Below are 21,136 nucleotides of genomic sequence, written 5' to 3'. Positions count from 1 at the left end.
TAGTTGTCGGAAAGTAAAATAGTAGGGTAAGAAATTAAAGTAGACAAAAAGGAAGAAGACCCTTAATCTAGAGATAACCACAAATCCAGAAAAGAGGTCTTCTTATGAATCAAATTATAGCAGAAATTGCCAGTATATTAAAGGATTCTGAAACATTATTAGACAGTGAAATACGATTAGATCAATACCTTCCAAAAGTCATGTGTGAGCTGGTTTCCAAAGCAATCGAGATGATTGATTTGGAATTAATTCATACTTATAAAGAAAAAGGATACGATATACAGAAAACAATGAAACGTACCGTTCAGTTCTCATACGGGGCTGTTGAGATTAGGCGACGACGCATGAGAAAAGATGGCGAAAAAAGCATTGTACCATTAGATGAAGCCATCGGCTTAGAAGAGTATATTCGCTATTCACCTTTAGTTGAAATGAAAGCCGCTAAGGTTGCCTCCGATGGTGTGTATCGCAAGGCGGCTGATGCCATTAACCTCTTAACTCCGCTTCAAGTAAGTCATACAACCGTTCATAAAATGGTTCAAAAAACAGGTGAGAAAGTTCAAAAATGGACGGATGAAGCTCCGAGTCATATTGAAACACCCCAAAAAGAAAAAAGGAAAGTGCCTGTGCTGTTTATTGAAGGCGACGGGTTATTACTAAAAGGAAGAGGCGAGAAAAATCCTGAGCTTCATCGTGTTCAATTTCATGAAGGTGTGACGTACGTAGGAAAACAAAAGCGACCAGTCCTTATTGGATCCCAAGTTTTTGAAAGTACAGTATCTAGTAAAGAAGCCTTTAAACGAGCTGGGCAGTGGTTAGAAGCGATGTATGATATTCGGGAAACAATCATCGTATCCAACAGTGATGGCGGCAGCGGGTATGAAAAAGATAAATTTGAGCAGATTATTGGAAAATGCAAAAAGCATGAACACTTTAGAGATCCCTACCATGTGAATGAAAAAATAAACCAACGGTTAAGTTTTGATAAGCCTATGATTATTGAAATGAGAAAAGCTGTGAGTGCCTATGATAAAGAACGTGTTCTTAGCGTATTGGCGACGACAGAAAGTCGCATAGAAGATGAAGAAACAAGAACTGAGAAAGAAGAGCATCTCCGTCTATTAGGGGCTTATTTAGAACGCAATTGGGAAAGTATTTGTCCCTTGAAAATGCGAGACTTACCTGTCCAAAATGGAATAGGTATTTGTGAAAGTAATCATCGTCCCTACAGTTACCGTATGAAACGCCAAGGGCGTGGATTTTCAGCCAAAGGAGCTGGAAACTTAGCTTCCATTATTTCAGCTCGTAAAAACGGAACTCTTTTAGAAGCTTTGAGAGCGGAACTACCTGCATTTGAACAAACCATTGTCCCTGAATTTAAAGGGGCTGTTAGAGCTGTTTTGAAAAAGATTCATCGTCCTTCTATAGGGGTTAAAATGGGTGAAATAGCTAATTATAGTTCCACATCAAGTCCAATGGGACAACTGAAGAAAATGTTTGGGTAACGAAACACACAGAATGAGCAATTTTAATATTAAAATTGAAGAGTTACCATCTCTAGAGAAAAGTTTCCGCCAAAGTATTGACACATACAAATCACCACTATTACTTGACAAATGGAATCACCTAGTATAAAATACTAACTACCGGTAGTTAGTATTAAGGATGGTGAATTATGAAAACAAAAGATTTAATTATTGAAGAATTTATAAAATCCTTTGGTGAAAATGGATTTGAAGGAACTTCTGTTGACTATCTAGCAAAGCAAGTTGGCATAAAGAAAGGTTCTATTTATACCCACTATAGTGGAAAAAATGAAATATTTACTATTGCCTGTGAAAAAATACTAGATAAATGTATCGTTGCTATAAAACAATTGCTTGAAGTAGAGAGGGATAAACCATTAGATGAACAACTTTTTATTTTGCTTAAAACTGTCTGTCTAGAAAGTGATTTTTTAACCGCTGATGAGATAGCTTTCAGCAAGCGCGTTGCAATTTTATCTAGCAGTGAATTGTTGTCGCTTGTAGATAAATTATTAGCAAAATATGATAATTTTATTGACGACACAGTATCACGAATTTTTATTGATTGTGCTAAACAAAAAATGTTGGCAGAAGAAGAGATAACGTCTGCCATAAGTGTATATCGTATGTTGTTGGAAAACTTATATATTGATTCATTAGCAAATCAAAATTGTAATGAAAAATTGAATCATTTATGGAGATATTTTTGGAAAGGTGTTTGCAGTTAAAAATTAAATAAACTTGATTGGAGGTTTAATTTTGGAAATTATTAAGTATATTGGAGCAGCATTTTCAACTTGGTTCATAGGTTTTTTTCCTTATTTTGAAATTTATATTGCAATACCTGCAGGTTTTGCAGCCGGGCTAAATTGGTTTGACGCTTTTTTATGGGCTTCACTAGGAAATTGGATGGTTATTCCGTTTGTGGATATATGCTATGAATGGTTAATGAAATTTAATTTCATGAAAAAAATCATGGAAAAAAGTCTAAATGGAAAATGGGAGAATCGCATAGAAAAGCATGGTGCATGGGTTATACTTTTGTTAACTCCTTTAGCAGGTGTTTGGACAATAGGTGTTATTGCTAAAGCACTAAAGTTTAATCGAGCAAAACTTTGGATATATAGTGCAACTAGTGTTGGGATTACTGGATTAATTATTACGATATTAATTATAAATGGAATTACCCTGAATAATTCATAGTACCTTGTCAGAACAGGCATTTATCCCGCTTTGATAAGGTTTATCACTCTATTCCTTCTTCACCCGTTGGGTGAAGAAAAAAATATACAAAAAGAGCACACTCTATGTTATTGTAAAGTCGATCAAAACAACAAAAACAAGAGGTGTGCTCAATGTCAACTTTACAAGAAAAGCAACTACAATTCAATCCCCATTTGGTTATGTCAAACGATGGCGGTCAATTATCCAATGATTCCGGTCTCCTTTTACTCTTTGAATTTTTTCATAAGATCAAGTTCAAAGAGCTGGTTAACGAGTTATTGCATATTGACGATTCAAGAAACTATTGTACACATGACTATATTGATTTATTTATGCAGGTTCTTGTGCAGTTAATAGCCGGTTACTCAACGGATTCTTCAGCCAATTGGCTACGTCACGATCCAGTTTTTCAGCAGGGGCTAAATAAAACGACCTTAGGTTCACAGTCGATGGTTTCTCGTTTTATTCATCAACTGTCGGAGGAGAATATCGTTCAACTTCAATCAATTGCCAAGGCATTGACCACTATCTATATCGGCCAAAAAAATACACAGCATATGATCATTGACGTGGATTCTACTCACTCAGACACCTTCGGAAAACAAGAACAGACTGATTTCAATACTCACTACGGAACAACGGGTTATCATCCCTTAGTGGCTTTTGATGGACTGACTGGTCTGTTTCTGGGTGCCGAACTTCGTCCGGGCAATGTGTACACGTCTAACAATGCAGAAGTCTTTTTAGCAGACATCATCTCTCAACACAAACAGCACTCATGCGATATGTTTTTAACTGTCCGAGGGGACAGTGGCTTTGCCAAACCTGAGATCTATGAGTTATGCGAGCAAGAAAAAGTGAAGTATATTATTCGTTTAAAAGTCAATGCACGACTGAAGAACATGGCTCAACAAAAGGTCCTTTACGGACCAGATACAGACTTTACACATAAAGAATCACAGTATTTCAAGATTGATTATCAAGCTAAATCTTGGGAAACGGTTCGTAAAGTAGCTGTAAAGGCCACTCGAGAAGCTGGCGAACTCTTATTTACGACGTTTGAGTTTATCGTATCAAATTTCGTTGATATACCTGCCCAAACAGTGTACAAGCTCTACCAAAAGAGAGGGACAATGGAAAATTATATCAAAGAAATCAAACATGGTTTTTCCTTCGACAAGACCGATAGTTCAACGTTTCTTGCGAATCAGGCTCGCATGATGATGAGTTGTATTGCCTATACAGTCATTCATTTGATGAAAGAGCTAACATTCCCAGATAAAGAGAAAAAATCAACGGTGGCGACTATTCGGTTTAAAGTTTTCCACATTGCTGGAAGGCTGACACGACATGCGCGTAAAATAAAAGTCCGCTTGTCCACAGGTTACGTTTTCTCTTCACTGTTCTGGACAATATTGGAGAATATTCAACAGCTGGTTCTGTTGCATTAGCTACTCCAGAAGATCATATTAATTTTTTGACGATTGTAAGACCAAGGGGTCTTTATACTCTTTTTTCCATCTTTTTGTTTTCGATCTAATCGAGAAGGATATAAAGTGGCATGATAGACAGTTAATACTTAAAAATGTCTAAAAAAGCAGTGAGTTTAATAGAAATAGTTATCCACATTTAGAGGTATGAATAATTCAGGATTACTCCAAAGAAATGCAATTTGACATATGAATAATTACACTATATATTGTAATTGTGAAATGGAGGAGGAAATAATGGAAGAAAATTGTTATACACCTAAACCTCAGCTAACGGATCGTCCTTTGTTGGATATAGATTATGCGGAGGGATTGAGCGAAACGTTTAAAATCCTTTCAAACGGCACGAGGCTTCGGATATTACACGCAGTGAATCGAACACCAAACATATCCGTTACTGAGTTGGCTGAACAACTCGAAATGAAACCTCAAGCCATCTCTAACCAACTTCAACGATTAGATGATAAGGGCATTGTTCGTTCGTCTCGTGAGGGAAATTTTATTCGGTATCGAGTTGTTGATCTTTGTGTAACCAGCCTTTTACACGAAGGATGGTGCCTAACAGAAGATTTACCAAAATAGGAGGAGATTCAAAGTGGAAAAATGTGCACGCTCTAACTGTAATTGTCTTATTGGTGAGAACAAAGTAGAGGTTGATGGAAAAGTTTATTGTAATCAAGAATGTGCAGATCATTGTACTGATGAAGTTTGCGAGTGCAAAGATTGTAGCTGTGCAACTGCATAATTGAATAATAATGAAGGTTATCCTGTGCAACTATAGGATAACCTTTTTTGTACATAGGCTATCCAACGATAGGGTGCATTATTTAATGCAAACTCTACAAAAGGAATTTTCCAAACTATTTTCCTATCACCTATTGTATATGCTTTATGGGATGTTCTAAGAGCATTTGTGGTCACAAAAAATATTTAACAATTTTAATTTTGATATCAAATCTATACTTGAAAAACACGGAGTAGTAAAGGATGAACAATATGTCAGACTTATTATTACTACCAGATCTTAAAACAATAGAACCACCACAAGAAAATGAATCCGACATGATGTTTAAAGTGGAAGCAACTTTTCCACCAGTACGTTGCCCTCAATGTGGCTTTGACAGGCTATATAAACATACATCAAGAAAGCAACTAATCATGGATCTGCCTATTCGTTTAAAGCGAGTAGGATTACAATTAAACCGCAGACGTTATAAATGTCGTGAATGTGGCACAACTTTTTGGGAACGCCTTATATCCATTGACGAAAAGCGTAGTATGACTAAAAGGCTTATAAGGTCTATTGAAGAACAATCTCTGTCTAAGACCTTCGTAGACGTAGCTGAAAGTGTTGGTGTAGACGAGAAAACTGTTAGGAACATCTTTAAAGACTATGTGGCATTAAAAGAACGTGAATATCAGTTTGAAACTCCTAAATGGCTTGGTATTGACGAAATACACATTATCAAGAAACCTCGTCTTGTATTGACCAATGTAGAACGTAGAACTATATATGACATAAAACCCAATCGTAACAAAGATACGGTCATTCAACGCCTTTCTGAAATTAAAGACAATACATATATCGAATATGTCACAATGGATATGTGGAAGCCCTACAAAGACGCAGTTAATACAGTTATACCTCACGCTAAAGTAGTTGTAGATAAGTTTCATGTAGTCCGAATGGCTAATCAAGCCTTGGATAGTGTTAGGAAGTCTCTTAAAGCCAATATGACAGCCAAAGAAAGTCGTACCCTTATGCGTGAGAGGTATATCCTTCTTAAACGAAAGCATGACTTGAATGAACGAGATTCATTCCTTTTGGATACTTGGTTAAGTAATTTACCTGAACTAAAAGAAGCCTACGAACTTAAAGAAGAGTTCTACTTGATATGGGATACAGATGACCTTGAGCAAGCCAAAGATCGTTACAGGTATTGGAGACAATGCTGTTTATCCAGCAACTCTAAAAACGCCTATAAAGACCTATTAAGAGCCGTAGACAACTGGCAGGATGAAATCTTCAATTACTTTGATAAAAGGCTCACTAACGCTTATACAGAGTCTATAAATAGCATCATTAGGCAAGTAGAACGAATGGGTAGAGGGTACTCATTTGAAGCCTTACGAGCTAAAATAATTTTTAATGAAAAGCTCCATAAAAAGAGGAAGCCACGATTTAATTCAAGTGCATTCAGCAAAGCTATGTTATACGATAGTTTCAATTCGTATCAAATAACAGACCGAGACAAAACAGGCAACTATGGTGTAGATTTTTCCACACTTATTAAGAAATTGGAAAAGAGTAACTTATAGGCCCTTTTCCACCATAAAATCCGAATACCCAAAATTAATTCTTATAATAGTTTTGAGTTTGATTCAAGTTCTTTTTATTATGGTAGAAAAAAGTTAATAGAAGCCTTTTTTAATGATTTTAATAAAAAATATTTATTTGATTTTATAAAAATTTATTGTAATCTTAGCTTTCAAGAAAAAGATGTTTTAGAAAAATTTATAAGAAATTATAAAAGATATGATTTTAAAAATATACCAAAAGTTATGTTACCTAAACCAAATAAAGAGTTTATTCCTTTTATTCAAAAATTTGGATTAAATAAAAGACTTTCTTCAACATCTTTTTGGTGTTTTGAGGAAAAAGATAGGAAAGATTTCATTGAGATAATTAATAAGTTTTTATAATTTTCATCCTCTCTTTTTTCATATATTTTTATTACCAAAACTTCTTTTAAAAATTGATTGAGACGCAAACAAAATTATTAATCCTACTACTATAACCAATAATCTACTAAACAAAAAAGAAGTGCTAAAATTAAAGTTTTCCAATAAAAATGTTTTCGTCACTTTTTGCCACGTGAAAATAATCAGACTATAATTTGTATAATCGAGATTTTGCTTATTCCTAATATATCTAATGCCCATTTACCATTTGTATTTAAATATATCGGTATTAATATTTGAGAAAAATAGAGAAATATGAATGCTATTAATCCAAAAATTCTTTTTAAAAAAGGTACTACTTGAAATAATATAGAAAGAGTAGCAGTAAAATACATCAAAGGCAATATGATTATCAGCCAAGGCGTCAACAATTCTATTAAGTTAAGAGGATTTTCTCCTCTTATTACTTGCATTATTCCTCCCAAAACAAAAATTATTAAAGTAATTAATGATAGAATAATAAAATTTGAAAAGTGTTTATATATTATATAGTTTTTATTCTCATATGTTTTATCATTTTTTATTTTGCCATTACTTCTCATCATATTATTCTTTAAAAATAAAAATCCTAATGGATATATAAAGAGTATTGTTATAATACTCATTTTCAAACCAACCCAAACAGAGTTGTTTATTCCTCTTCCTAACTCACCAGATACAATAACTTGAAGATCAAAAATATATCCAAACATACTTAAAAAAACTGCTATTAAAGATATCAAAATCATAAAAATAAATTCTCCACTTTTTATGAACTTAATCGAATCAACAAAAGACTTTTTTACTATATTTTTCATTAAATCCCCCCTAAATACAATTTATCCTCTGAAATATTTTACGAGTTATTACCTATTTTGATTTCTCTATCAAAATTTTTTAAAGAAGAATTTCTATGACTAATGCATAAAATAGTTTTATTTTTAAATTTAGAAAGTATTTTATTCAATATTTTTGATTCAGTTATTTCATCCACACTACTTAACGATTCATCTATAAGTATTAGATCAGGATTTTTAAATAAATTTTGAGCTAAACTTATTCTTGATTTTTCTCCTCCAGATAATACATTATTGTTTATTCTTTTTTCTGATTTATAATTTAATATTTCATTTAACTCGGAAATTTCAATTATTTCTGATAGATCTTCCTCATTTTTCCCCAATAAAATATTTTCTTTTATGCTTCCAGAATAAACTTCCTGACCTTGAAATGATATTCCTACTATATTTCTAACACTTTTTGAAGAAATCTTTTTTAAATCTATTCCATTTATTTTAATTTCTCCACTGTAATCATTTCTAAGTTTTAAAAGAGTTTCAAAAAAAGAGCTTTTACCTATTCCACTTTCACCAGATACTAAAATTTTTTCTCCTTTTTTAATATTCATATCTGGTATATCCAATAATCTACCTTCAGATATTTTTATCTTTAAATCCTTTGTTTCTAAACTTTCAAAATTATCTATGTAAATACCTTCAACATTTTCTTGATCTAGTTTTTCTAACTCGTCTAAACTTTTTAAATATGGTTTTGAGCTAAAAAATTCCATTATTAAAGAATAAAAACTTTTAAAACTGGATAAAAATAAGGGTATAAATGAATATAAAACTATTATATTTCCAACAGAAATATTCAATAAGTTAGTAAATTTCATTATTAAGTATATTATTGTTATTGGCACCAAGGAATTTATTAAAGAACTGACATAAGACCAATAATTTTCTACAACAGCTGATTTTATAACAGCTTTGTTTAGTTCTTCATTTTTAGCTCGTATTTTCTCTAAAAAAAAGTGATAAGCATTTTTTACTTTTATATTTTTCACTGAACTAAATGATTCAATTGCTGTTGAGGATAATTCTCTTGATTTCTCTAACATTTTCATCTGATATTCTGACATTTTGTTTTTTACTCCTAATGTCGTTAATAATATTAAAGGAATAGCTATTAAAGTAAAAACACCTGCAAATATATTTATTTTTATAAGTATATAAAAGTAAATGGTCATTTCAATTATTTTTGTACTCATATATATTATTGACGTATAAAAACCAGATACTTTCATAGAAGACATGTTTAAATTAGTCCATATTGCTGCAGAAGTCTTATTTAGAAAATAATTATAATCTGTTTTAAATAATTTTTTTGCATAGAAAACATTATAATTTTTTGCCCCTCTCCAATTCATCAAATTATTTATCACCGAAGATAAAATATTTAAGATAAAAACAAATAAAAAAATTATAAATATAATGAATAAATTTTCTTCAATGACATTCAATTTATTTTCTATGATTCCTTCATTAAAAAATAATTTTAGTTTTTCTGATAATACAAACGACAAAATACCTAATAATATAGAAGAAATAAAAGCTATTATTGAATTTAACTTGTTATTTTTTATGTATATTTTAAATTTATTCATTAAAAATCACCTTTTAATCATTAATATTCTAATAATTTGTTATTTTTAATTTCATATTTTTTATCAGCAATTTTATCAAAATCATCTAGATGACTTATAACAAAAATTATTTTGTCTTTTTTTAATTCCATTATTTTTTCAACTAACTTTTCTTTAGTTTTCTTGTCAAGGTTATTTGTAGGTTCATCAAACAAAATAATATCTTTTTCTGATTGATTGAAAATTCTTGCAAGATTAATTTTTTGTTTTTCTCCAAGAGATAATCCAATATTTTTCATATCAATAAATTTTGAACTGTTTGATATATTTAGTAATCTTTCTATGTTTTCATAATTTTCTTCTTTATCTCCAAATATTATGTTTTCTTTTACAGTACCTTCAAAGATAAAAATTTGATTTCCTTGATAAGACAAGTTACTTGAAACATCTTTGTTTATTTTAAAAATATATTCATTTTTATCTTGATTTTCTCTATAGTCATTTATTTTAGATATAAGATTAAAAAATGTTGATTTCCCAGAGCCATTATCTCCCTTGATTAAGTATAAGCCAGGTTTATTTTCTATAATTAAATTTTCTATTTTGTATAGAATTTTATCTGCTTCATTTATAACATTGTAGTTTCTTATTTCAATTAATTTATCTGTATTTTCAAAATCAATATCTTCATTGGTTCTATTGTAAAAATCATTCACTCTTTTTAAAATAGGTTTATTAGCTTTCTTTTGAATAACTGCCTGAACAATATGATGTAGTGGTTCAAAAAGCATTGTTGAGTATTGAGAAAACATTACTAAACTTCCCAAGGATAACTGATTTTGTATTACTTGGTACGATCCTACACCAAGAACCAAAAATGTTGAAATTGTGCTTAAAAAATTTGGTATTTCAACTGTGAAATTATACCAATAAGAATATTTTATTCTTTCATTCTGCCAGTTATTTTTTTTATTTTCAAATTTTTTTAAGAAAAAGTTTTCTTTATTATTCAAATTTATAGATGTTTTACCTTCTATTATTTTATTTGCCATTAAAATAAATTGATCAGCAGCTAGCCTTTCTGATAACGAATATTTTTCAAGTTTTTTTCTATTAATAACCATTGAAAATATGTAAAATGGAATAAATAATAAACTAATTATTGTTAGCTCTGGACTTATCAATAATAAAATGATATAACCAAAAATAATTCTTAAAATTGAATTAATACCTGTAGCATAATATGTCACAAAAACATTACTGTAATTACTAGAATCTTGAAGTATTATATTTAAAAGTTCTCCTTTATCAATGTTTTTATAGTCGTGTTTTTTTATATTTAAAACTTTTTTTATTATTTTTTTTCTAATTTTATTGGATAATTGAACAGGTATTTTATCCCAAAGGTATTTTTGAAAATAAAATGTATAAATATGTAAACCAACAGAAAATATGACAGTAATTATAATCCATATTTTTATTGAATTTAGATTTTGTTCCATAATTAAATCATCTATAAGATATTTTGTAAAATAAGGGATTAAATAATAAAGCGCTACCCCCAAAAAACTAAAAAGAATTAAAAAAGATATTTTTAATAAATTGCTTTTTTCCTTAAAATTTAAAATTTTTTTCATTTTTTGACTCCTTATAATAAAGCTTTATTAAATCATTTATTATATATTTTTCCGGTATACATTCATTGATTTTTTTTACTTTTAAAAAACCACATCCACCCATACACCAAGGCATAACTTTACAGTCAAAACACTTTTTTGATTCAAAAGGATCTCTTAGCATTTTATTATAAAAACTCTTAGCATTTTTAAATAATTCACCTTTGGAATTTATATCTCCTAAATAAAAAGCTTCTTCTTTTTCAGAAGAAGAACATCTATAAAATTTCCCATCTGTATTAATTAAATAAGTATTTAATCTATCAAATTCGCAATTATAGCCTTTTGTAAAGTAAAATGGTATTTTTATTTTTTTATTTAATAATAAATTATATATTAATAATAAATCCTTTGAATACTCTTTAACGCTTTGATAAAATATATCTTTATTTGTATAACTAATATCCATTTTTTTTGCTTCATTGAAATGAAAGCTAATTCTATTATTATTCAATAATTTATTTTTTTCCATTTGAATTAAAAATTTATTAATATCACTATTGTTTTTATTTACATTTATCCTTATTAAAATTTCAAAATTTGATTTTTCTAATATATTTTTTATATTTTTCAATATTTTATCATAAGTATTTTCACCCTGGTTGGTTTTCCTTGTTTTATTATGTTCATCACTATTCCCATCTATAGTTATTTGAAAAGAGTTTATTTGAGTATTTTTTAATTTTTCTATATTTTTTTTATTTAATAGATATCCATTAGTTGTCATCGAAGATTTTAAATCAATATTTTTATATTTTTTAAGTATATAATTTTCTATATCAAATATAGGTTGTGGATTAATTAAAGGTTCTCCTCCAAACCAATGTATAAAAATATATTTAATATTATCATTCTCAACTTTTTTATCAATGAAATTTTTAATTTTTAGAATTACATCATTTTCTAAATTTGTTTTTAAATGATCTTGATAGCAATACACACAATTAAAATTACAGTTATTTGTTGTTTTTATTGTTAGATTCAGATAGTCACTTGAATAAATTTTCCTCAAATATAGCATTTTTAGTTCTTTAATTTCGTCATAATCTTTATCTAACCATAAACCATATTCATAAAATTTTTGAGTTATTTTTTCTGAAACTATCTTATTATTTTTATAATATGAATAGAATTCTTCGTTTAACTCTAACATACTATTTTTAAGAGTATTATAAATAACCCAATTTCCATTTAAAGATATTTCAATGTTATATTTAGATTTTTTTATTTCATTTATATTTTTCATTTCTGCCTCCATCAATATAAGAAAGATAAGTTAAAAACTTATCTTTCTTAATTATTTTAACTTAATTTTGATGATGTCCCTGGACAACAGTTACTTACTCCTCCAACTCCACAACTATTTGTGTGATAAATAATTTTTTTTGGTTTTATAATCTCAATCATTATTTCACCTCCTTTCGATTAAAATAATTAATAAACTGAATCACTAATTTTATAGCTGTCTAAATTATTTATCTTTTCATCATTTTTATTTCCTTCTGCAAATACTATAGTATTTAGCGTTAAAACAACTACAATTAAAATAATTATTAAAATTTTTTTCATTTGTAACCCTCCATCTTAAACAGACATTTACAAAATTATAACAAATCTGATATGGTTTGCAACTTTGGATAAGATCTCTGGAACTACTATTTTATGAGGGTTTTCATTTTTTGATTTTCCTGCAATATATTAATAACTTTACTTCTTATCACTATAAATTTGTTATAATGGTATATACAGAGATTTTATTTTATTTTTGTTTTTTAAATATAATTATGTAACTATTTTGTTACTTTTTTAGAGAGGAGCTTTTTATGAATCTAAAAGAAATATTATCAATAATGAAAATGGGTTCTTTTATTTACCCAATTATAAACTTTTTTGAAAATATGGAAGAAGATGATATAACTAAATCTTTTTTTAGAATGAACTTATATAAATGGTTTGAAAAAAATAAGGATTTTTTTAAAGAAGTTGATAAAATTATTTCAATTTGTTCCGATGAAAAAACACTGTGTAAAAGATCTCATCTAAGTATTAAAATGCTTGCTTTAGTAAGAAAATCTGCTCTTTTGAGTAATAAGGAAAATAAAGAGGATGTAATTAAGATATATAAAGAGTTAAGAAATAATTTTAACAACTTACCCGATTATGTAAGAACTATTGTAGCGATATCCATGAAGAATTTATACAGTAAATTAGATACAAAAGAAATAAATGATGTTAGGATTTGGAGTGAATCTTATAAAAAAGATAAATCAAAATTATCTTTCCTTACTTTTGCAGAAGCAAAAAAAGAAATAAATAATAAAAATTATAAGAAAGGGATTGAGTTGTTTTATAAAGGAGCTATGGAGTCTTGGGATGTTCCACACCCTACAGCTATACTAAACGGTATTGATTTTGCAAGTTGGTATTCTATTGAAAAAAACTTTTTAGAGTTTTCATCACTTTATGGAGAGCTTGAATTTTTAGCAGGATATTATTATGATAAAATTTCAATTATATATGACTATCTTTATACTGTATTTAGTTCTTATAAAAAATTGGATAAGATTGACATACACAAAATCGCTTCATTTATGATAAATAACAAAAAACAAATTCAAAAAAATGAATATTATAAAAAAAGAATAGATTCAGTCAAAAAATTTTACTATGATTTAAATAAAAATTCTTATAAATTGAAAAAATCAGATATCTTATTTTTTGAAAAATGTTTTGAAGAAGATTCTATAGAAAATATTTTTATTTCAAAAGTAACAATGAACTCTATTTTAAAAAGAAAAGCTTCTTTTATTAAATCAAATACTATCCGAAAAATAATATCTTCTTATAACATTTCTTATAAAACTTCCAATCCTCAATGTATAAACAGTGAACTAATTAAAATGAATATTGAAAATAATTTTTCTCATTTTTCCAGTTTTGTATCATTTGATAATGATTTTTTTGAAAAAATCCTCTTAACATATATGTCTTTAGATAATAAAAGCATTGATATCAGCTTAATTTATAACCTAATTAATAAAAACAACAAAAAAAGTCTTATAAAAATATTTAAAAATAATTATAATTCTATGATTTTATTTAATTCTATATTTGAGTCTATTCCATTTTTCAACGCAAGAAAATATTTGATTAGATTATCTATAGACGAAATAAAAATAAAAAACAAATATCATGATTTTATATCATTTTATTTTAAGTTAGATGAGGATGAAAAATTATTACTCAATATCTTTTTTAGAAACTACCAACGATATAAAAGAACTAAATTTTCTTTTAATTTAAATAAGATTTTTAAAAACAATTCAAAAAATAAACTTTGGAAGAATAAAATTGACAAAATTTCAAGATTTTTTGGTTTTGATCAATACTTTTCTTATACATCTTTTTGGTGTTTTGAGGAAAAAGATAGGAAAGGTTTCATTGAAATAATTAATAAGTTTTTATAATTTTCATCCTCTCTTTTTTGATTTTTTATCATGAGTTATAATATAAATGGATGATTACGGAGATAATATTTTATCGTATTATTATTTGGAACTTCCAAAGGGAGGTTAGAGGGATGGAGATGGGAAAGACGAAAGAATTTTTAAAAAAAAGATTTAAAAACCCTTATGTTTTAGATGTTGGGACTGGTCTTGGAGGTTTGGTGAATGAATTTTTAGAGATTTTTCCAGAAGGGAATTTTGTTGGAATAGAAAGTGATGAAACAGTCTTTGAACATTATAAGAAGCATGGAGAAGAACCAGCTATTGAAATAAAAATTATGGATGCTGAAAAAATGGATTTTGAGGATAATTCTTTTGATATTGTTATTCTTTCAAATACTTTTCACCATATTAAAAATAAGGGGAAAATTTTTGATGAAATCAAAAGGGTTTTAAAGAATGATGGAGTTTTTATTTTGGGAGAAATGCGATCAGATGATTTGAGCCAAAAACAGAAAAACCACAGAGACTTGCATCATTTATCCGCAGAAATAGATATGCATAACGGTATTTACCATGAAAATACTTATACAGAAGAAGAGATTGTTGATTTTGTAAGTGAGTTTTTTGATGTTTTGTTGACAGATTATCTTGATTATGAAAGTGATGTTTCTGATTATACCGATATGGTGAATAGACTAAGAGATATTTTGGATAAAAAAATTGATAATTTGGATATAGGTATTGATGAAAAAAAAGTTTTATCAAATAAAGCAGATGAGATTTTAGAGAATATTCTTGAGAACGGAAAAGATATTCCAACAATGGTGATTTTAACTATGAAAAAATGAATATATAATTAAAAAGATGATTTCATAATGAAATCATCTTTTTATAATATTACCTCTAAACTGCCTTTTTTATAATTTCCTATGCCTTTTTTTAGCAAGTATTTTTCTTTTAGTTCTGAAAAAATTTCAAACATTTTTGAAATATAATCTGCTCCGAGATCAGGTGTGAAATGCCCGGAATATATCCCTTTTAATTCAGGGTAATTTTCATTCAGTCTTTTTAAAGATTGATAATACTTCACTGGATCATTATCTGGAGTGCTTGCCCACAGTTCTCCTTCGTACATAAAATCGCCTATAAAGATATACCCTCTCTCATCATAAACACTTACAGAATCATCTGTGTGGCCTGGAGTAGAGAGTATTTTTAGCTTTCTGTTTCCTAAATCGATTGTATCTCCGTCTTTTATTATCTTTGCGTTTTTTGGGTTAAAAAATGCATATTTTTCTACTATTTTTTTTGGTGGTATGTATTTTTCATCTACATTTTTTATGAGTAATTTTTTTACTTTTTTCTTTTCTTCTTCGTCGTATTGATTTATCTTATTTTTGGTTATTTCACTCATGAATATTTCTTCAAATTGGTCATTGTTTCCAAAATGATCCCAGTGATAATGTGTGTTGATTACTTTTATCTCTTTATCATCTATTTCCTTTAGATGGCTTTTAAGTTTATATAATCCCATCCCTGTGTCTATACAAACATTAAATTTTTCGCCAATTAAGTAATAAATGTTTGTTTCTTCGTAATGCTTATTTTCACTGATAACATATGTTTCATCGTCAATTTTCTCGATATCAAACCATCCCATTTTTTCATCTCCTTTTTGCTTATATTTTTATAATACCAAATTTTTGATTATAATACTTATGAAAGAAGTAATGAATTCTATTTTGAATGAGGTGTTTATTATTAAAGAAAAAATACAGGAAATTCCAATTTGGGATGCTTTTAACGAAGATAAAGAATGCCCTGTTTGTGTTTTAAAAAAGCAGGTTGAAGAGAAGATTATGACGAGAATTCTTGGGAATGATTTTTTTATAGATAACAGGTTTACAGATGATTTAAAAGTTTTTGGATTTTGTGATGTACATCTGGATAAACTTTTAAAAAAACAGGATAGACTTACTTTTGGGATTATTTTAAACAGACTAATGGAACAAGAGATTGCTCAGATTGAATCTCTGAAGAATAAGAAAAAGAATATTTTCAAAAAGAAGAAAGATGTTGAATATCTTCATGATAAAGAGTGTTATGTTTGTCATAAAATTGATGAGTTTATGGAGCTTTATTATGATTCCATTATCACTCTTTACAAAGAAAAAGATGATTTTAAAGAAAAATTTGTTAATTCTAAGGGATTTTGTCTTGAGCATTTTTGGAAACTTTATGATTCGACAAATTCAAAGTCTTTTATAAATGATCTCTTAGATGTCCAATTAAAAACCATGAAATCCACAAAAGAAGACCTCGTTTATTATTTGGATAAGTTCGACCACAAAAACGATCATTTACCCTGGAAAAATACAAGAGATTCTATAGAAAGAACTATTATTAAATTAAACGGTGAGATATGATTTGGAGATGAAGAAATGGAAATAACAAAAGATAAACAATATTATAAATTTTGTGCTTACGGTTTTTTAAAAAACCTAAGATTTTTTGAGCCCTTTTTCTTGTTATTTTTACTGGAAAAAGGCTTTTCTTTCACTCAAATAGGTGTTTTATTTGCGATCAGATCTTTACTTATTAATTTTCTTGAAATCCCTACTGGAGTTATTTCTGACTCTGTAGGAAGAAAAAGAGCCATGCTTTTTTCTTTTGCTTCTTATATTGTTTCTTTTGTTATTTTTTACCTTTCTAATAGTTTTTTATTATTTGCTTTTGCTATGATTTTTTTCTCTTTTGGAGAAACTTTCCGTTCTGGGACTCACAAAGCCATGATTATGGAGTATTTGAAACTCAAAAATTGGGAAAGTATAAAAGTCAATTATTATGGACATACGAGGTCAGCTTCTCAAATAGGTTCTGCAATTTCTTCTTTGATTGCGGCTGCACTTGTTTTTTATACCAATAGTTATTCTATTATTTTTCTTGCATCTACCATTCCTTATATTTTAGATCTTTTGAATTTAGCTACTTATCCAGCTGAACTCGATGGAGAAATAAAAAAATTGAAGTGGAGTGAAGTAAAAAAACAGTTTGTCATTGTTTCAAAAGAAACTTTTTATAGTTTTAAGAATAGAAGATATATAAAAATTCTAATTAATTCTTCTTTTTATGCTGCTTATTATAAGAGTTTGAAAGATTATATTCAACCTATCATTAAAACTATGGCTCTTGGATTTCCATTTTTGCTTGCTTATGATAATAAACAAAGAGCTGCTTTTTTTATAGGTATTATTTATTTTTTTGTTTATCTTATAAATTCTTTTGCTTCGAGAAAAGCTTCTGCTTTTCAAAATCTTTTTAAAGACAAGGATTTGCCTCTTAATTTAACCATGTTTTTTGGTTTCTTTTTGGGGATTTTGACAGGTTTTTTCTATGAATTTAATATTTATTATTTGTCTATTTTGTTTTTCATTTTTATTTTTGTCATTGAAAATGTTAGAAAACCTATGGCTGTTTCAAAAGTTTCTGATGAAATAGATAGTAAAAATATGGCTACTGGCTTGTCAGTTGAATCCCAATTGGAGAGTATTTTTACTTCTCTTATTGTTTTTATGACTGGTTTTTTTGCTGACCTTTTTAATGTTGGGGTCGCTATTTTGATTGTTTCTTTTTCTTCAGTCGTTTTTGGTTATTTTATTAGAGTTGAGGATTAATTTCTCTAACATTTTTTCTGTTTTTGAAATGCTGTAATTAGTATTGTTTATTACTTTATATTTTATTTTTAAATCGTTTAATATTTTTTGTTCTATTTTTTGTCTTTTTTTAAGCACTTCTATAGCGCCTTTTAAATCTTTTTTGTTACTTTCTTTTCCATATCCTTGATTAGTGTAATAATCTATAAAAAAATTCTTCCATTCAGTTGGTCTTTCTTCAACTATTTTTTTAAATGATTTTTCATAGTCATCTTGTTCTACGTATATCAATAAAGGATTTGAAGATATTATTTTATCTTCAATTTTTTTAATGTATTTTAGAAAATTTTGCTCTGATTCTCCTTCTCTTATGAAACTATAAGTGATTGGATTTTGTATAAAACAACATTCTATTATATAGACTTCATCTTCATTTTTTATCTTTTTTGAAAACTCATCCCATTTTTCTAAAATTAATTCTTGATGTAATTCTAATGGTAATTCGTATATATCTTTTTCCTTTATTTTTTCAAAAATATTTTTGTTTTCTTCTCTTATAAAATAATCTATTTCCTCTTTATAATTCAATAAATATCCCTTTTTATTTTTTTGGGTAATTTTCTTAATTATTTCTGAATTTTCAGGATGTTTTTTTATTATTTCTTCATACTCTTTTTCATTAAAAAAAGCAACTGATTCATAATCTGCTGGTTGATCTATTTCCCCTTCAAGGAATAATTTGCTCTTTATATTTTGTTTATGAAAAATTTGTTTTATTGTTTTGGATATTGTTGTTTTACCTACTCCGGGCAGTCCTTCAACTAATATGAGTTTATTTTTCATTTGATTCCTCCTTGATATATAAAAAAACCAGCTTTTAAAGCTGGTTTATATTATAACACTCATTTTATAATTTTTATCTTCTATTTCTTCTTTTTCTATTTTTGGTTTTGTTTTGAATTTTTCACAGGTAGCAAGGTATATATGACTTAAAACAATTCCAATGTCAAAACCATTTAGATGATTTGCAAGTAATTTTTTCATTACTCCTGGATTTTCATATACTCTTATTCTGTCTTCAAGAATTTCAAAGTTCCAAGGTTGAGAATTCATTGCAGATGGAGAAAGCATTACCAAATCCATTATTTTATCAAATTTGTCTGTTTCTTTGCTCATAATTAGTCTATTTAATGATTTTCTCTTTCTATCTGTTTTAAAAGTCAATTTTTCTTTTGGATAACCAACAGCCATCAATATTTGAGGTGTCATATTTTTTTCTATACCCAGTTTTTCATTGACTAATTTTTTGTCTATTTTACCCCCTATCCAACAGGTTCCAATTCCTTCATAGGCAAGCTTTAAAGCAAGTTGTTCTCCAACAAAACCACAATTCATCTGATAATTTTCTTTTTCTTCAGAGGATATTAAAAGGTAATTTGGAGAGGTTATTTTACCATAATTACCGACAATACCTTTAAATAAGTCCATCATTGTATTTTTATCTACAATGTCTATTCTGTACTTAATGTTTTTATTTAGTGGTATTAAATTTTTTATTTTTTCTTTCAAAATAGCACAAGAAGGATATGTTTTTTGTTCGTATTTACGGACAGATATCCTTTTTTTCATTGCTTCTATATAATTCATATTTCCACCCCCAGTAAATATTATAATAATTTTACACTGAGAGTATTAAATTATTATTAAAGTTATTATTTAAGGTAATTAAATAATTTTTTCAATTTCATTTAACAAATGTTCTTTTTATATATCTTTTAATATTAAAAGACTTGTTTTTTAAAAATCAAATATATTTTTTTGATTTTTAATGATTTTATTAACACTTATGTTTTTAATAATCAAAATATATTATTTATTTTGATATACAATTTTACCTTTGAATATTGTTTGTTGTATATTTATATTTTTATCTAATATCACTATATTAGCTATATAATTTTCTTTTATTCTGCCTTTATTTTCAATATCTAAATCTTTTAGAGCATTATATGAACTCACTTTTGCTAATTCTTTTAAAGAACATTTTGTATATTTTTGGAAATTTCTAACTCCTTGATCGAAAAGTAGTGTGGATCCAGCTATGTTTCCACTTTTTAATCTGGCTACTCCACTTTCAACAAATACATCTAATCCACCTAAGTCATATTTCCCATCTTCTAAACCTGCAGCTTCCATTGAATCAGTTATTAGTATAATTTTTTCAGGCCCTTTTATTTTATAGGTTAAATCTACAAATTCGGGAGTACAATGAACTCCATCACTAATTAGTTCTATATTAAAATCAAGATAAAGGGCTGTTCCTGTTCCGCCTAATTCCCTATGATGTAGTGTTGATAAGGCATTAGGATAATGTGTGATTCTTTTTGCACCTTTATCAAAAGATTTTTTCAAGAGTTCATAATTAGCTGTTGAATGACCAATAGAAACTTTAATGTTTTTTTCATTTAGATATTCCAAACTTTTAAAAAAGTTTTTTCTTTCGGGAGCCATTGTCATTATTTTTACTTTTTCAGGAGTTATTTCTTTTAGTTCTTCTAAAGAAGGATTTCTTATATAATTTCCATTTTGAGCACCTTTTTTATCTGGATTTATAAAAGGTCCTTCAAGATGTATACCTTCTATAGATAATACTGATTCACCCATTTTTTCCAAAACTTTTTTTATTTGATCTGTTGAAGCTGAAACTGTTGTAGGTAGAAAGGATGTCACACCATATTGAAAGTTCATTTCTGCCCATTTTTTAAATTCATAATTACTGGCTTTCATAGTGTCAATTTTTTTTAAAGCATGGGTGTGAACATCTACAAACCCCGGCATTATTATATGCTCATAATTTTTTGAATTTGTTTTTTCAATTTTTATTATTTTTTCATTTTTGATTTCTATATTTCCCGTGTACTCTCCATCAATTGGATCTACAATTAGACCATTTTTTATAATCATAAGATCAC

The 21,136-nt window shown here is 27.8% G+C and carries 19 protein-coding genes; 10 read left to right on the top strand and 9 right to left on the bottom strand.

Annotated elements, in window-relative coordinates:
* Window positions 1-104: 104 nt before the first annotated feature.
* The 6 genes from BLS00_RS08105 (at window position 105) to BLS00_RS08075 (ending at window position 6,559) form a co-directional block, all read left to right on the top strand.
* A complete protein-coding gene (locus BLS00_RS08105; protein WP_091404659.1) occupies window positions 105-1,505 on the top strand; it encodes an ISLre2 family transposase in 1,401 nt (466 codons plus the stop codon).
* Between the two features lie 170 nt (window positions 1,506-1,675).
* Entirely contained in the window at window positions 1,676-2,254 is a 579-nt protein-coding gene (locus BLS00_RS08100; protein WP_032490934.1) for a TetR/AcrR family transcriptional regulator, read from the top strand.
* A gap of 31 nt (window positions 2,255-2,285) precedes the next feature.
* Window positions 2,286-2,729 (top strand): small multi-drug export protein, encoded by a 444-nt coding sequence (locus tag BLS00_RS08095; RefSeq protein ID WP_032490933.1) that lies wholly within the window; start codon window positions 2,286-2,288, stop codon window positions 2,727-2,729.
* Window positions 2,730-2,881: 152 nt separating this feature from the next.
* Window positions 2,882-4,201 carry an IS1380 family transposase gene (locus tag BLS00_RS08090; RefSeq protein ID WP_070466885.1) on the top strand — a complete coding sequence of 440 codons (1,320 nt, stop codon included), beginning with the start codon at window positions 2,882-2,884 and terminating at the stop codon, window positions 4,199-4,201.
* A gap of 276 nt (window positions 4,202-4,477) precedes the next feature.
* The gene (locus BLS00_RS08085; protein WP_070466883.1) at window positions 4,478-4,822 is read left to right on the top strand and encodes an ArsR/SmtB family transcription factor; all 345 of its coding nucleotides are present in this window, start codon (window positions 4,478-4,480) and stop codon (window positions 4,820-4,822) included.
* Between the two features lie 414 nt (window positions 4,823-5,236).
* Window positions 5,237-6,559 carry an ISL3 family transposase gene (locus BLS00_RS08075; RefSeq protein ID WP_009384779.1) on the top strand — a complete coding sequence of 441 codons (1,323 nt, stop codon included), beginning with the start codon at window positions 5,237-5,239 and terminating at the stop codon, window positions 6,557-6,559.
* Window positions 6,560-7,125: 566 nt separating this feature from the next.
* Here BLS00_RS08075 and BLS00_RS08070 read toward each other — a convergent pair.
* From BLS00_RS08070 to BLS00_RS10830, 5 genes are all read right to left on the bottom strand, one after another.
* On the bottom strand, window positions 7,126-7,779 hold the full coding sequence (locus BLS00_RS08070; protein ID WP_091404652.1) for a hypothetical protein: 654 nt from the start codon (window positions 7,777-7,779) through the stop codon (window positions 7,126-7,128).
* Window positions 7,780-7,817: 38 nt separating this feature from the next.
* Window positions 7,818-9,407 carry an ATP-binding cassette domain-containing protein gene (locus BLS00_RS08065; RefSeq protein ID WP_091404648.1) on the bottom strand — a complete coding sequence of 530 codons (1,590 nt, stop codon included), beginning with the start codon at window positions 9,405-9,407 and terminating at the stop codon, window positions 7,818-7,820.
* Window positions 9,408-9,427: 20 nt separating this feature from the next.
* Window positions 9,428-11,023: an ABC transporter transmembrane domain-containing protein gene (locus tag BLS00_RS08060; protein WP_091404644.1), complete on the bottom strand. Its 1,596-nt coding sequence runs from the start codon at window positions 11,021-11,023 to the stop codon at window positions 9,428-9,430.
* Window positions 11,001-12,308, bottom strand: a complete 1,308-nt coding sequence (locus BLS00_RS08055; protein ID WP_167848981.1) for a radical SAM/SPASM domain-containing protein — start codon at window positions 12,306-12,308, stop codon at window positions 11,001-11,003. The genes BLS00_RS08060 and BLS00_RS08055 overlap by 23 nt, the downstream gene beginning before the upstream one ends.
* Window positions 12,309-12,496: 188 nt before the next feature.
* Complete coding sequence (locus tag BLS00_RS10830) at window positions 12,497-12,631, bottom strand: hypothetical protein (protein WP_259699993.1); 135 nt, start codon at window positions 12,629-12,631, stop codon at window positions 12,497-12,499.
* A gap of 254 nt (window positions 12,632-12,885) precedes the next feature.
* Between BLS00_RS10830 and BLS00_RS08050 the strand changes: the two genes are divergently transcribed.
* Window positions 12,886-14,529 carry a hypothetical protein gene (locus BLS00_RS08050; RefSeq protein WP_091404637.1) on the top strand — a complete coding sequence of 548 codons (1,644 nt, stop codon included), beginning with the start codon at window positions 12,886-12,888 and terminating at the stop codon, window positions 14,527-14,529.
* Between the two features lie 113 nt (window positions 14,530-14,642).
* Window positions 14,643-15,359, top strand: a complete 717-nt coding sequence (locus tag BLS00_RS08045) for a class I SAM-dependent methyltransferase (protein ID WP_176759875.1) — start codon at window positions 14,643-14,645, stop codon at window positions 15,357-15,359.
* A 41-nt stretch (window positions 15,360-15,400) separates the two neighbouring features.
* Here the strand turns inward: BLS00_RS08045 and BLS00_RS08040 are convergent, their stop codons facing one another.
* Window positions 15,401-16,171 (bottom strand): MBL fold metallo-hydrolase, encoded by a 771-nt coding sequence (locus BLS00_RS08040; RefSeq protein ID WP_091404629.1) that lies wholly within the window; start codon window positions 16,169-16,171, stop codon window positions 15,401-15,403.
* Window positions 16,172-16,229: 58 nt separating this feature from the next.
* Between BLS00_RS08040 and BLS00_RS08035 the strand changes: the two genes are divergently transcribed.
* Entirely contained in the window at window positions 16,230-16,937 is a 708-nt protein-coding gene (locus BLS00_RS08035) for a DUF6062 family protein (protein WP_091404627.1), read from the top strand.
* Between the two features lie 15 nt (window positions 16,938-16,952).
* Window positions 16,953-18,185 (top strand): MFS transporter, encoded by a 1,233-nt coding sequence (locus BLS00_RS08030; protein WP_091404624.1) that lies wholly within the window; start codon window positions 16,953-16,955, stop codon window positions 18,183-18,185.
* Here BLS00_RS08030 and BLS00_RS08025 read toward each other — a convergent pair.
* From BLS00_RS08025 to nagA, 3 genes are all read right to left on the bottom strand, one after another.
* Entirely contained in the window at window positions 18,147-19,007 is an 861-nt protein-coding gene (locus tag BLS00_RS08025; protein WP_091404620.1) for a P-loop NTPase family protein, read from the bottom strand. The two genes, BLS00_RS08030 and BLS00_RS08025, sit on opposite strands and share 39 nt — an antisense overlap.
* Before the next feature lie 45 nt (window positions 19,008-19,052).
* Complete coding sequence (locus tag BLS00_RS08020) at window positions 19,053-19,811, bottom strand: nitroreductase family protein (protein ID WP_091404617.1); 759 nt, start codon at window positions 19,809-19,811, stop codon at window positions 19,053-19,055.
* Between the two features lie 222 nt (window positions 19,812-20,033).
* Entirely contained in the window at window positions 20,034-21,128 is a 1,095-nt protein-coding gene (nagA, locus tag BLS00_RS08015; protein ID WP_091404614.1) for an N-acetylglucosamine-6-phosphate deacetylase, read from the bottom strand.
* Window positions 21,129-21,136: the final 8 nt, after the last annotated feature.

Origin of the sequence: Geotoga petraea (assembly GCF_900102615.1) — a bacterium.
Taxonomy (GTDB): Bacteria; Thermotogota; Thermotogae; order Petrotogales; family Petrotogaceae; genus Geotoga; species Geotoga petraea.
Note: the sequence above shows the minus strand (reverse complement) of the source record. Positions and strands in the feature narration are given on the sequence as shown.

Excerpts from the sequence above, each read along its gene's own strand:
- BLS00_RS08105 (WP_091404659.1), top strand. The coding sequence starts at position 105 with ATGAATCAAATTATAGCAGAAATTGCCAGTATATTAAAGGATTCTGAA.
- BLS00_RS08100 (WP_032490934.1), top strand. The coding sequence starts at position 1,676 with ATGAAAACAAAAGATTTAATTATTGAAGAATTTATAAAATCCTTTGGT.
- BLS00_RS08090 (WP_070466885.1), top strand. The coding sequence starts at position 2,882 with ATGTCAACTTTACAAGAAAAGCAACTACAATTCAATCCCCATTTGGTT.
- BLS00_RS08085 (WP_070466883.1), top strand. The coding sequence starts at position 4,478 with ATGGAAGAAAATTGTTATACACCTAAACCTCAGCTAACGGATCGTCCT.
- BLS00_RS08075 (WP_009384779.1), top strand. The coding sequence starts at position 5,237 with ATGTCAGACTTATTATTACTACCAGATCTTAAAACAATAGAACCACCA.
- BLS00_RS08070 (WP_091404652.1), bottom strand. The coding sequence starts at position 7,779 with ATGAAAAATATAGTAAAAAAGTCTTTTGTTGATTCGATTAAGTTCATA.
- BLS00_RS08065 (WP_091404648.1), bottom strand. The coding sequence starts at position 9,407 with ATGAATAAATTTAAAATATACATAAAAAATAACAAGTTAAATTCAATA.
- BLS00_RS08060 (WP_091404644.1), bottom strand. The coding sequence starts at position 11,023 with ATGAAAAAAATTTTAAATTTTAAGGAAAAAAGCAATTTATTAAAAATA.
- BLS00_RS08055 (WP_167848981.1), bottom strand. The coding sequence starts at position 12,308 with ATGAAAAATATAAATGAAATAAAAAAATCTAAATATAACATTGAAATA.
- BLS00_RS10830 (WP_259699993.1), bottom strand. The coding sequence starts at position 12,631 with ATGAAAAAAATTTTAATAATTATTTTAATTGTAGTTGTTTTAACGCTA.
- BLS00_RS08050 (WP_091404637.1), top strand. The coding sequence starts at position 12,886 with ATGAATCTAAAAGAAATATTATCAATAATGAAAATGGGTTCTTTTATT.
- BLS00_RS08045 (WP_176759875.1), top strand. The coding sequence starts at position 14,643 with ATGGAGATGGGAAAGACGAAAGAATTTTTAAAAAAAAGATTTAAAAAC.
- BLS00_RS08040 (WP_091404629.1), bottom strand. The coding sequence starts at position 16,171 with ATGGGATGGTTTGATATCGAGAAAATTGACGATGAAACATATGTTATC.
- BLS00_RS08035 (WP_091404627.1), top strand. The coding sequence starts at position 16,230 with ATGAAAGAAGTAATGAATTCTATTTTGAATGAGGTGTTTATTATTAAA.
- BLS00_RS08030 (WP_091404624.1), top strand. The coding sequence starts at position 16,953 with ATGGAAATAACAAAAGATAAACAATATTATAAATTTTGTGCTTACGGT.
- BLS00_RS08025 (WP_091404620.1), bottom strand. The coding sequence starts at position 19,007 with ATGAAAAATAAACTCATATTAGTTGAAGGACTGCCCGGAGTAGGTAAA.
- BLS00_RS08020 (WP_091404617.1), bottom strand. The coding sequence starts at position 19,811 with ATGAATTATATAGAAGCAATGAAAAAAAGGATATCTGTCCGTAAATAC.
- nagA (WP_091404614.1), bottom strand. The coding sequence starts at position 21,128 with ATGATTATAAAAAATGGTCTAATTGTAGATCCAATTGATGGAGAGTAC.